Here is a 12682-nt window from a genome sequence, read left to right as displayed (position 1 = left end):
CTTCCCCCTGCCTCCCGTCTCCCCTTGCGCCACGCCCCTCCCTCTCCGGCGGTGTCAGCAGGGCATTTCCGGCATGTCCTGATGAAAGGAGTGGTAAGTGTTCCATTCCATCCGAGATCTGAGACGAGCCCTGGTCTGGGCGGTCAGCACCGCGATGGTGGCCGCCCTCGGCATCGTCGCCCTGGCCGTCCAGCCCGCCTGGGCGGCGTCGACCGCCACCGGCGGCAGCGGCGCGAGCCTGCCGTACGTCGAGGTGCAGGCGGAGAACTCCGCCACCAACGGCACGACCATCGGCCCGAGCTACACCCAGGGCCAGCTGGCCGACGAGGCCTCCTACCGCAAGGCGACGACGCTCCAGGGCACCGGCCAGTACGTCACGTTCACCACGCCGGTGGCGACCAACTCGATCAACTTCCGGTACAGCATCCCCGACACCTCGGGCGGCTCGGTCTACACCGCCGCGCTGTCCCTGTACATCAACGGCGTCAAGCAGCCCGACTTCACCCTGACCAACGCCTACAGCTGGTACTACGGCAGCTATCCCTTCACCAACACCCCGGGCAGCAACCCGCACCACTTCTACGACGAGACCCACCGCCTGTTCTCCACCACCTATCCGGCGGGCACGACCTTCAAGCTGCAGGTCGACTCGGGGGACAACGCCTCCTCGTACACCATCGACTTCGCCGACTTCGAGCAGGTCGGCGCCGCCCTGACCGCACCCTCCGGGTCGGTCTCGGTGACCAGCAAGGGCGCCGACTCGACCGGTGCGGCCGACGCGACCAGCGCGTTCAACGCCGCGATCAGCGCGGCAGGACCCGGCGGCACCGTCTGGATCCCGCCGGGCACCTACAACATCCCCGGCCACATCAGCGTCAACAACGTCACGATCGCCGGCGCCGGCATGTGGTACTCGACCGTCACCGGCACGGCCCCCGGCTTCTACGGCAACTCCGTACCCTCGGCGAGCACCGGCGTGCACCTCCAGAACTTCGCCGTCTTCGGCGATGTGCAGGAGCGCAACGACAGCGCCCAGGTCAACGGCATCGGCGGCGCGATGAGCAACTCGACCGTCTCCAGCCTGTGGATCGACCACATGAAGGTCGGCGCCTGGATGGACGGGCCGATGGACGGGCTGACGTTCACCGGCATGCGCATCCGTGACACCACCGCCGACGGCATCAACTTCCACGGCGCCGTCACCAACTCGAAGGTCACCAACAGCGAGATCCGCAACACCGGCGACGACGGCATCGCCACCTGGGCGGACTCCGGCATCGGCGCCGACGCCAACGACACCATCTCCAACAACACCGTGTCCCTGCAGATCCTCGCCAACGGCATCGCGATCTACGGCGGCCACGACAACACCGTCAGCGGCAACCGGGTGGTGGACAGCGGCATCACCCAGGGCGGCGGCATCCACGTGGGGCAACGTTTCTCCTCCACGCCGGTCGGCACCACCACGATCTCCGGCAACACCATGGTCCGGGACGGCAGCCTCGACCCGAACTGGCAGTTCGGCGTGGGCGCGTTGTGGTTCGACGGCAGCCAGGGCGCGATCACCGGCCCGATCAACGTGAGCAACGCGCTGATCCAGCAGAGCCCGTACGAGGCCGTTCAGTGGGTCGAGGGCACCATCAGCGGGGTCAACCTCGACAACGTGACCATCGCCGGCACCGGAACCTTCGCCCTGCAGGAACAGACCGGCGGTGCGGCCAAGTTCACCAACGTCACGGCCACCGGCGTCGGTTACTCCTCCCCGGTGTACAGCTGCTCGGTCGGGAGCTTCACGGTGACCGACGGCGGCGGCAACTCCGGCATCAGCGGCACGCCGTACTGCGGAGGATGGCCGGCCCCGGTCTACCCGCCCTACCCGTCCGAAGGCGTGACGGCCACCCCCGGCGCGCTCAACTTCGGCTCGGTACCGGCCGGTTCGACGAGCGACGCGCAGACCGTGACCGTCTCCAACCCGACCGGCACCGCCGCGTCCGTCTCCTCGATCGCCACCAGCGGCGACTACTCCCAGACCAACACCTGTGGTTCTTCGATCGCGGCGAACGGCTCGTGCACCGTCAGTGTGAAGTTCGCGCCGACCGCGACCGGCAGCCGTAGCGGCGCCCTGACCGTCAACGCGGGCGGGGTCACCAACTCGGTCACCCTCTCCGGTACCGGCACCGCGCCCGGCCCGGTCCTGAACACCGACCCGGCGAGTCTGGCCTTCGCCGCCACGGTGGTCGGCTCCTCGGCCGACACGCAGACGGTCAAGGTGACGAACTCGGGCACCACGTCGGCGACCGTCTCGGGCGTCGCCGCGACCGGTGACTTCAGCCAGACCAACAACTGCGCCACCCTCGCGGTCGGCGCGTCCTGCACGGTGACCGTCGGGTTCAAGCCCACCACGGGCGGAACGCGCACCGGCAACCTGACCGTCACCAGCAACGCCAACAACAGCCCGACCGTCGTCTCCCTGACCGGCAGCGGCATCGACTCCACCACCAACATCGCCGCCGGGCGGCCGGCGTCGGCGAGTTCGAGCAACAGCCCGTACGTCGCCTCCAACCTCACGGACACGGACGCGTCGACGTACTGGGAGGGCACGAACGGCTCGTTCCCGCAGTGGGCCCAGGTGGACCTCGGCCAGAACTACAGCGTCGGCAAGGTCGTGCTCAGGCTCCCGCCGGCGACGGCGTGGACGGCCCGCACACAGACCCTGTCGGTACAGGGCTCCACGGACGGCTCCAGCTTCTCCACGATCAAGGCATCGGCCGGGTACACCTTCGACCCGAACGCCAACGGCAACACGGTGACCATCACGTTCAGCGCCGCCACGGCGCGCTACGTACGGGTGAACATCACCGCCAACACCGGGTGGAACGCGGCCCAGTTGTCGGACTTCGAGGTGTTCCCCAGCACCGGCGGCTCCTCGCCGGCGACCCTGTCGGCCAGCCCGACGTCGCTGACGTACGCCACCCAGGCGCTCAACACCGCGAGCAGCGCGCAGACGGTCACGGTGACCAACACCGGAACCGCGGCCGCGACCGTCTCCGGCGTCACCACCACGGGCGACTTCTCGCAGACCAACACCTGCGGGACGTCGATCGCGGCAGGGGCCTCCTGCACGGTGGCCGTCACCTTCACGCCCACCGCGTCCGGCACCCGCACCGGCGATCTCAGCATCGCCAGCAACGCGTCGAACGGCACGACCACGGTCGCGCTGACCGGCACCGGCGCCGGCACGGTGAGCAGGAACCTGGCAGCCGGGGCGGCCACCACCGAGTCCAGCCACACCGACGTCTACCCGTCGTCGAACGTCACGGACGGCAACCAGGGCACCTACTGGGAGAGCGCCAACAACGCCTTCCCGCAGTGGGTCCAGGTCGACCTCGGGTCCGCGCAGAGCGCGAGCCGCGTCGTCCTCCAGCTCCCCGCGACGTGGGGCGCCCGCAACCAGACGCTGTCCCTGTCGGGCAGCGCCGACGGCTCCTCCTTCACCACCGTCAAGTCGTCGGCCACGTACACCTTCGACCCCACCACCAACAACACGGTCACCATCACGTTCACCGCGACCAGCCAGCGCTACTTCCGGGTGAACATCACCGCGAACAACGGCTGGCCGGCCGGCCAGGTCTCCGAGTTCCAGGTCTGGAACACCTGATCCGATCCGGCGGCACCGAACACCGAAGGCCAGCAGAGGAGTCCAGATGGGTGTCACACGCAGAGTCTTCTTACGGGCCGCTGCGGCGGCCACCGCGGTGGGAGCCGTGGGCGTCACCGAGACCGCACTCGCCCCGACCGCGTCCGCGGCCGGCGCGCCCGGCGACGTCGTCGGCAAGATCACCGTCGGCTACCAGGGCTGGTTCGCCTGCGTCGGCGACGGTGCGCCGATCAACGGCTGGTGGCACTGGAGCCAGAACTGGAGCCAGTCGCCGTCCCCGACCAACACCAACATCAAGTGCTGGCCCGACATGCGTGACTACACCAACACGTACCAGACCTCGTACGCCGCCCTCGGCAACGGCCAGCCCGCCACGCTGTTCTCCTCGTACGACCAGCAGACCGTCAACACCCACTTCCTGTGGATGCAGCAGAACGGCATCGACACCGCCGCCCTCCAGCGCTTCAACCCCACCGGCGGCGAGGGCCCGACGCGGGACGCCATGGCGACCAGGGTGCGCAGCGCCGCCGAGGCGTACGGGCGGAAGTTCTACATCATGTACGACGTCTCCAACTGGACGAACATGCAGTCCGAGATCAAGACGGACTGGACGAACAAGATGTCCGCGCACACCGCCAGTTCGGCGTACGCGATGCAGAACGGCAAGCCGGTCGTGTGCATCTGGGGCTTCGGCTTCAACGACCCCAACCACCCCTTCACCGCCGACGCCTGCCTCGACGTCGTCAACTGGTTGAAGAACCAGGGCTGTTACGTCATCGGCGGCGTCCCGCGTGAATGGCGGACGGGGACCGGCGGTTCGCAGCCCGGCTTCCTCGGCGTCTACCACGCCTTCGACATGATCTCGCCGTGGATGGTCGGCGCCATCGGGAACGTCACCGAGGCCGACAACGCGTACACCACCTACACGGTCCCCGACGTGGCGGACTGCAACGCCAACGGCATCGACTTCCAGCCCTGTGTGCTGCCCGGCGACGTCTCCGGCCGGCAGCGCGCGCACGGCGACTTCATGTGGCGGCAGTTCTACAACATGGTCCGGGCCGGGGTGCAGGGCATCTACATCTCGATGTTCGACGAGTACAACGAGGGCAACCAGATCGCCAAGACGGCCGAGACCCAGGCATGGGTGCCCACCAACTCCGGGTTCCTCGCCCTAGACGAGGACGGCACCGCCTGCTCGGCCGACTACTACCTGCGCCTCACCGGCGACGGCGGCCGCATGCTCAAGGGCGACCTCGCCCTGACCGCCACCCGCCCCACCCAGCCGGTCGTCCCCACCGGTGACACCACACCGCCCGCCGCGCCGGGGGCCCAGTGCCACCAGGCGTTGATCGGTGCGCCGTCGCCCTTGCAGGCGAACCAGCCCTGGTAGCCGACGGTGACCTTGCCCACGACGTCGCCCACGGCACTCGCGCTCGCATCGGCCGCCGAGGCGAAGCGGCGGACGCCGAACGTGCCGAGTGCCGCGATCGCGGTGCCGCCCGCCGTGGCGCCGAGCAGCTTGCGGCGGGTCCAGGCCGGAGCGCGGTGGGAGAGGGGCACGGAGGGCTCCGGGGTGGGAGAGAAGGTGTCCATGTGAAGGGAGGGTCCGCCGTCGGCGCTGCCGTAACAGAAAGTGGGCGAGATTTTTTCGTCGGGGATCGGCGAGGTGCCGGCATGGCTTCGGACGGCGCGGATCGGCTGGGGACCGCCTGGTCCGTAGCCGCCTGGGAGATCATCATGGGGGGATGTCCGAGAACCAGTCCGCCGTGGCACCGACTGTGGTGCGGCTGCCCCGGTACACGAAGGCCGACCAGGAGGAGATCCTCGGTACCGGCGACGATCCCTTCGGCGTTGCCTCGGCCGGTCTGACCTGGCTGCCGAAAGAGGAGCACTTCGGCATCAGACACGGCGGCCGGCTCGTGGCACACGCCGGTCTGCTGCGGCTGCCCGTCGCGATCGGCGACGCCGAGACCGAGGTGGTGGGCGTCGGCGGGGTGGCCGTCACACCCCGTGTGCAGGGTCAGGGGCTCGCACGGCTCGTGGTCACGGCCGCACTGGAGCACGCCCGCACGATGGGTCCCCGGCACGCGCTCCTGTTCTGCCGGCCTCCCCTCGTACCGCTCTACCAGCGCCTCGGATGGCATCCGCTCGACGAGGAGGTGCTCGTCGAACAGCCGGAGGAGCGCCTGGTGACCATGCCGCTGCGGACCATGGTGACCCCCCTCCGCGACGACGCCCGCTGGCCCTCGGGGACGGTGCGGCTGCTCTCGCTCCCCATGTGACGGGCGCCTTCGGGAACCCGGGCTCGGGCTCCGGTGCCCCGCAGTTCCAGGTGCGGCATCCTCTCACCTCGACGAACGCCGGACCCTGCCCCCGAGGGTCCGCGTGCGGGGAGGTCGGACCTGCTGTCCGCGACCCTCAGTCGATGCAGAACTCGTTGCCCTCGATGTCCTGCATCACGATGCACGAGTCGTCGCCGCCGTCGTACAGCAGCCGCTGGCGTACCGCGCCGAGCGGGAGCAGCCGTGCGCACTCGGCCTCCAGCGTGGCCAGACGCTCTTCCCCCACCAGTCCGGTGCCGACCCGCACGCAGAGATGCACCCGGTTCTTGACGACCTTGCCTTCGGGAACGCGCTGGAAGAACAGCCGGGGGCCCACCCCCGAGGGATCGGTGCAGGCGAACCAGGAACCCTGTTCCTCGGCCGGCACGGAGCCCTGGTAGTCGTCCCAAGTGGCGAACCCCTTCGGTGGCGGCGGTACGACGTACCCCAGCACCTCGCACCAGAAGCGAGCGACGCGCTCGGGCTCCGCGCAGTCGAAGGTGACCTGGAACTGCTTGATCGAAGGCATCGGCGCACCCTAGCAGGGGGTGACTCGCGACCGCGCCGGAATATCCGAGCCCCGAGGGCCGGGGGAGGGGTGCGAGGGCGGGGCCACCGATCCCGTGTCCAGCCCGTGCCCAGGCCATGGAAACTCTGTGGAAGCGTTGTCGGTGGTGCCGCTTATGCTGCACCGGAATGATCACGCGAAACCTGGGGAGGGCGCGGCATGTTCGGCAAGCTGTTCGGCAGGGGCGGGGAGAGACCGGCGGCGGATCCGCATGCCCTTCCCGCGCCGCGCCGGCAGAACGGGGTGTACAAGCTGCAGACCCTCGGGGACACCCGGGTCATGGCGCTGGTGGTGGCGGCGGAGTCGGGTGACTGGGACGCGGTCAGGATGGCGTCGGCCCCCTTCGATCTCGGCAGCGACCACAAGGTGCTGGGTGAACTGTCCGACGTGGACGGGCTGCAGGACTGGATCGGCCGGGCCGTCGAGGGGGACGAGGAGCACCGGGCGACGGCCCTGCTGATATCCGGGGCGCGCCACATCAGCTGGGGCTGGGAGGCGCGCACCTCCGCGCGCGCCACGGACGTGTCGAGGGACCAGTGGCGCGTCTTCTACGACCGGCTCCGCATCGCCGAGGAGCACCTGCTCGAAGCCGCCGAGCTGCGGCCGGAGTGGATCACACCGTGGCGGCGCCTGCTCACCTCCGGCCGCGGCATGTCGCTGGGCACCGCCGTCAACGAGGCCCGGCTGGCCGCCGCCCTGCGCCGCGACCCGCTGGACCTGGAGACCCACATCGAGTGGGTGTCGCACCTCCAGCCGCGTTGGCACGGCGAGCCGGGCCAGGCCCTGGAGTTCGCACGCAAGGCGTTCGCCGGCGCCCCCGACGGCCATCGCCTCGGCTGCGCGGTCGCCATGGCCCACATCGAGGACTGGGTGGAGTCCGACGACAAGAACTGCCTCGACACCCCGGAGATCCAGGGCGAGTTGAGGGACGCGGCCCAGCGCAGCATCCTCCACCCCGAGTACGAGCGGCAGCCGGGCTGGCAGGAGGACTTCAACATCTTCGCCATGGCCCTGTCGCTGGCCGCCGAGAGCGTCGTGGCCCCACGCGTCTACCACGAGCTGGACGGCGCCTACACCCGGTGGCCCTGGGTCTACATGGCGCAGCCGGAGAAGACGTACGCCCGTTTCCGGCGCCGCGCCTGAGCCGACGGCCGCCGTCACCGGTGTGTCCCGCACCCCGCTGCCGCCGTCACCAGCCTCTCCGCACCGCGTTGCCGCCGTCACCGGTGTCTCCCGCACCGCCCGGCAACCGCACCCGCCCTTCTTCCGACACCCCACCCCGGACTCCTTGATGACTCTGCCTCAGACCCCCGCGAGCCCGGCCGGCGCCGACCGCACCTTCCAGGTGGACCTGCGCGGCCTCGTCGACCTCCTCTCCCACCACCTCTACTCCAGCCCCCGCGTCTACCTGCGCGAACTCCTGCAGAACGCGGTGGACGCGCTGACCGCCCGGCACGGCCTCGAACCGGGCTCCCCCGCCGACGCGTTCGGCATCCGGGTGTACGCCGACGGCTCGGTCGTCCGGGTGGAGGACGACGGCGTCGGCCTCACCGAGGCCGACGTGCACACGTTCCTCGCCACGATCGGCCGCAGCAGCAAGCGTGCCGAGCAGGTCGCCGAGCAACGCGCCGACTTCATCGGCCAGTTCGGCATCGGCCTGCTCTCCTGCTTCCTGGTCGCCGACGAGATCCACGTCGTCAGCCGTTCCGCCCGCACCCCCGACGCCCCCGCCGTGGAGTGGCGGGGCCGCGGCGACGGAAGTTACTCCGTCCGCGCCCTGCCCGCCTCCGCCCGCCCCCGGCCGGGCACCACCGTCACCCTCACGCCCCGCGCCGACGCGGGCGAATGGACCCGGCCGGTCCAAGTACAGGCGCTGGCCCGGCACTTCGGCTCCCTGCTGCGTCACCCGGTGACCTTCCACGACGGCACCGGCGGCCCGGGCGCGGCCGTCAACCCCGAGCCCGCCCCCTGGGCGCGCAGCTACCCCACACCGGGCGCCCGCTCCCGCGCGCTGGCCGCGTACGGCGAGGACATCTTCGGGTTCACCCCGCTCGACACCATCGACCTGGACCTGCCGGCGGTGGGACTGAAGGGCATCGCGTGCGTGCTGCCCGACGCGGTGCCCGCCGGGCGCCGCCACGGCCACCGCGTGCACGTCAAGGGCATGCTGCTGTCCGAGCAGGCCGAGGAGATCCTGCCCGAGTGGGCGTTCTTCGTCCGCTGCGTCCTCGACGCCGAGAGCCTGCGCCCGACCGCGTCCCGCGAGTCCCTGTACGAGGACGACACCCTCGCCGCCGTCCGCGACGCCCTCGCCGAACGGCTGCGCGCCTGGATCGCCCGGACCGCCGCCAGCGACCCCGACCTCCTCGGCCGCTTCCTCCAGACCCACCACCTGGCCGTGAAGTCGCTGGCCGTGCACGACGACGAGATCCTGCGGATGCTGCTGCCGTGGCTGCCGTTCGAGACCACCGACGGACACGCCACCCTGGACGAGTTCGCGCGCACCCACCGCACCGTCCTCGTGACCTCCAGCGTGGAGGAGTTCCGGCAGGTGGCGGCCATCGCCGCGGCTGCCGGGCTCGGGGTCGTCAACGGCGGCTACACCTACGATCGTGAACTGGTCCACCGGCTGCCGGAGATCAGGCCCGAGGTCAGCGTCGCCGACCTCGACCCGGGCACCCTCACCGCCCACCTCGACCCCGTCGACCGGGAGACGGAACTCGCCGCCGCGGCCTACCTCGCCCTGGCCCGGGACGCCCTCGCGGTCTTCGACTGCGACGTCGCGCTGCGCACCTTCCAGCCCGCCTCCGCCCCCGCCCTCCTCCTCGACAGCCGCGAGGCCCGGCACGAGCGCACCCGCTCCCAGCTCGCCCGCGAACAGCAGGGCGGCGTCTGGGGCGACATCCTCGGCCACCTGCGCCAGGAGGCACCGCGCGCCCAGCTGATCCTCAACCAGCTCAACCCCCTGGTCCGCACCGCCGTCACCATCGACGAGCCCGAACTGGCCCGCACCAGCGCCGAAGCCCTCTACGGGCAGGCCGCGATGCTGTCCCGGCGCCCGCTCAGGCCCGCCGAGTCGAGCCTCATCAACCGCTCCTTCCTCGACCTCCTCGCCCACGCCCTCCGCAAGGACAGCTGACGATGCCGACCGCACCCCAGACCACCGATGAGCTGTACCAGGCGCTCCAGGAGAACGACCGGCGCCCCTTCGGCCGTACCCGCACCGTCACCGCCGAGGAACTCGTCGACGCCGCCGAGCAGTTCGCGGAACCCCGCCCGCTGGCCCACGCGCTCCTCGCCCTCCAGAAGGCGTACAACTACGGCTCCGAACCGCGGAAGTCGCCCGTCGTCTTCGCCCGCGTGCTCACCCTCTTCGACGAACAGCCCGACGTGTTCGACGAGCGGCTGCGGCACACCCTGTTCTGGCGGTTCAAGTGGGTGGCCCTCGCCCTGGTCGCCCTGCCCGAGATGCCGCTGGCCAGCCTGCGCCAGTGGCTGACCGAGATGCGGGACCGGTACGAGAAGGCCGGTCTCGGCCTCCAGCCCTACTACGGACAGGCTTACCAGCTCGCCGTCCACGTCGGCGAGGACACCGACCTGGCCTACGAGCTGTGGGCGGGACGGGCCCGCACCGAACTCAGCGACTGCGAGGCCTGCGAGATCTGCGGGCGCGCCCTGCACCACCTCGCGGCGGGCGACGACGAGCAGGCGCTGCGCACCTGGGAGCCCGTCCTGGCCGGGAAGGAGTCCTGCCAGGAGGAACCCGCCCGCTCCGTCTCCTACGCACTGCTTCCCCTGCTGCGCACCGGCGGCGCCGACCGCGCCCGCGAGCTGCACCTCGCCGGCTACCGCGCCTGCCGCCGCAACCCCTCGATGTCCGGCGAGGTCGGCCGGCACCTGGAGTTCTGCGCGCTCACCGGCAACGAGGCACGCGGCCTGGAACTCCTCGCCGAGAACCGGAACCTGTTCGACGACGTCGAATCGCCGCTGGACCAGCTCAGCTTCCTCACCGGCGTGGAGGTCCTCCTCCAGCGTGTCGAGGCCCTCGGCCACGGTGGTCTGCCCGCCGCCGGCTACCCGGGCCGCACCTGGACGGTGGCCGGGCTGCGCGCCGAGGTCCGCGGCCGCGCCGACGACCTCGCCGCCCGCTTCGACACCCGCAACGGCACCACGGCCCACGCCGACCGGCGCCGCTCCCGCCTCGACCGCGCCCCCCTCCTGGACGCACTCGAACTGACGCTCCGCACCCGCGGCCTCGACGACGTGACCCCGGCCGCCGTACCCGCCCCCGGCCCCGCCGCCGCGCCCGCCGCCGTGCCCGAGTCGCTGCCCGAACTCATCGCCCGGGCCCGGGAGTCGGCGGCCGAGGGGCATCCGGACGCGACGGCCCACTGGGCACGCCTGCGCACGCTCGTCGCCGCCCCCGACTACGTCCACCCCGACGACCCGGCCGTGGGACCGCTGGTACGCCTGCGCGCGGACCTGCTGGCCGACGAGGCGAGCCGGGTGGGCGAGAAGGACCTGTTCGACGAAGCCGCCGCGCTCTACGAGGAGGCCGCGGGCCTGTACGACGACGCCGCGGAGCCGGGGCGGGCGGCGGTCGCCCGTGCCAGTGCCCTGCTCGCCGCCGCGCAGATCGCCCCGCAGGGCGCCGACGAAGCCGAGGCGAGGACCGCCGCGCTGACCGACGCCCACGCGTCCATGGTCCGCCTCCACGAGGCGGCCACCGACCTCACCCCGTACCAGGAGGCCCGTCTGCTGCGGCTGCGGGCGACCGCGCTCGGCCTGCGGTTCCAGACCTCGCACGACGAGGAGCATCTCGCGCCGGTCCTCGCCGAGGTGGACCTGCTGGACGCGTTCGCCGTCCGGCACGACATCGTCGGGCAGATCTCCGGAGCCCTGCTGCTGCGGGCCGGCACCCACGCCCTCCGCGGCGACCTGCCTGCCGCGGTCAGCGGGACCGATGCCCTGCTCGACCGGCTCGAGGCACACGGCCCGGCCTGGCACCTGCCCCACGCGCTCGGCCTGCGCGGGCGGATCCGGCTGGGCCTCCGGGACGCACAGGCGGCCCACGCGGACCTGGCCGAGGCCCTCCGACTGGCCGCCGCATGGCCCGCCGACACCGTCGACACCGCCCGCCTGCACGCTGATCTCGCGCAGGCCTGCATGCGTCTGGGCCGCCCCGACGAGGCACTGCGGCACCTGACGCGCTCCGCGGAGCTGGAACTGCGCCACGGCAGCCGGTTCGACGCGTTCTGCACCTACAGCAACGCGGCCCAGCTCAGCCTCGACCTGGGCCGGATCGAGGACTGCATCGCGCTCCTCGACTCCCTCCTGGCCGAACCGGACGTCACCGCCGGGGAGCTGGACGACCGGCTCGTCGCCCAGCTCCGTCTGGCCCGCGCCCGCGCGCTGCACGCGGGCGAGGACCTCAAGGCCGCGACAGCGGAGTACGCCGCCCTCGCGGCCGAGTCGGCCGGCTGGGACGACGACCCGGGGAGCCATGCCATGATCGCCGCGGAGACGGCCGTACTCCTGGCCGAGTCCGGCGAGTTCGGCCGGGCCCGGGAGGCCGCGGACCAGGCCCTCGCCGCGCATGCCCGGGAGCCGCGCTACGAGCAGCTCAGCAGCTGCCTGCGCGAACTCGCCCGGCTCCAGGCCCAGCAGCAGGGCGCCGAGGGCTTGGCCGACGCCCTCGCCCTGCTCGCCGACGCCGGCCGTGTCGCCGACGAGGCCCGGACCGCGGGGTACGAGGCCCGCGGCCGTGACCTGGACAGCGCCCTGGCCTACGAGCACGGGCGGGTCAACGCCTACGCCAGTGAGTACGAGACCGCCCTGACCGCCCTGGACGAGGCGCTCACCCTGCTCGGCGAACCCGGACCCGAACCCGAATCCGAGTCCCACGACCGGGACCACGTCGGCGAGTGGGCCGAGTGCGTCCGGCTCGCGGCCGTCGTGGAGGGCCTCTACCTGGAACGCCCCGAACCCGCCCTGGCCCGCCTCGACGCGGCGGTCTCCCGCCTCACCGCGCTGGGCCACACCGAGGAGACCGACTCGCTGACCTCCCTGGCGGCCCGGCTGCGCGACGAGGGGTGACCCGCCGGGCGCACCGCCCGTACGCGCGACGGGGGTGAC

Annotated in this window: 6 protein-coding genes and 1 pseudogene; 6 read left to right on the top strand and 1 reads right to left on the bottom strand. The window is 71.7% G+C overall.

From position 1 onward, the window contains the following. Positions 1 to 97 precede the first annotated feature (97 nt). The 3 genes and pseudogenes from ABZ887_RS28905 (at position 98) to ABZ887_RS28895 (ending at position 5940) form a co-directional block, all read left to right on the top strand. Positions 98 to 3658, top strand: a complete 3561-nt coding sequence (locus ABZ887_RS28905; RefSeq protein WP_361295145.1) for a choice-of-anchor D domain-containing protein — start codon at positions 98 to 100, stop codon at positions 3656 to 3658. Between the two features lie 46 nt (positions 3659 to 3704). Then, a pseudogene (locus tag ABZ887_RS28900) lies at positions 3705 to 4949 on the top strand (glycoside hydrolase family 71/99-like protein); the annotation flags it as partial. Positions 4950 to 5403: 454 nt separating this feature from the next. Beyond that, positions 5404 to 5940 carry a GNAT family N-acetyltransferase gene (locus ABZ887_RS28895; protein WP_361295142.1) on the top strand — a complete coding sequence of 179 codons (537 nt, stop codon included), beginning with the start codon at positions 5404 to 5406 and terminating at the stop codon, positions 5938 to 5940. A 136-nt stretch (positions 5941 to 6076) separates the two neighbouring features. Here the strand turns inward: ABZ887_RS28895 and ABZ887_RS28890 are convergent, their stop codons facing one another. Then, a complete protein-coding gene (locus tag ABZ887_RS28890; protein WP_361295139.1) occupies positions 6077 to 6508 on the bottom strand; it encodes a VOC family protein in 432 nt (143 codons plus the stop codon). A 198-nt stretch (positions 6509 to 6706) separates the two neighbouring features. On the opposite strand from ABZ887_RS28890, the gene ABZ887_RS28885 reads away from it, so the two are divergent. The 3 genes from ABZ887_RS28885 to ABZ887_RS28875 all read left to right on the top strand — a co-directional run bounded on the left by ABZ887_RS28885 (position 6707) and on the right by ABZ887_RS28875 (position 12643). Continuing rightward, a complete protein-coding gene (locus tag ABZ887_RS28885; RefSeq protein ID WP_361295136.1) occupies positions 6707 to 7690 on the top strand; it encodes a hypothetical protein in 984 nt (327 codons plus the stop codon). A gap of 148 nt (positions 7691 to 7838) precedes the next feature. Next, complete coding sequence (locus ABZ887_RS28880) at positions 7839 to 9686, top strand: HSP90 family protein (RefSeq protein ID WP_361295133.1); 1848 nt, start codon at positions 7839 to 7841, stop codon at positions 9684 to 9686. Positions 9687 to 9688: 2 nt separating this feature from the next. Next, positions 9689 to 12643, top strand: coding sequence for a hypothetical protein (locus tag ABZ887_RS28875; protein WP_361295130.1), 2955 nt, complete (start codon positions 9689 to 9691; stop codon positions 12641 to 12643). The last annotated feature ends 39 nt before the right edge of the window (positions 12644 to 12682 follow it).

It is taken from the genome of Streptomyces sp. NPDC047061, from assembly GCF_040643955.1.
Lineage (GTDB): Bacteria > Actinomycetota > Actinomycetes > Streptomycetales > Streptomycetaceae > Streptomyces.
The sequence above is the reverse complement of the archived record's forward strand: the minus strand, read 5'-3'. Positions and strand labels throughout refer to the sequence as shown.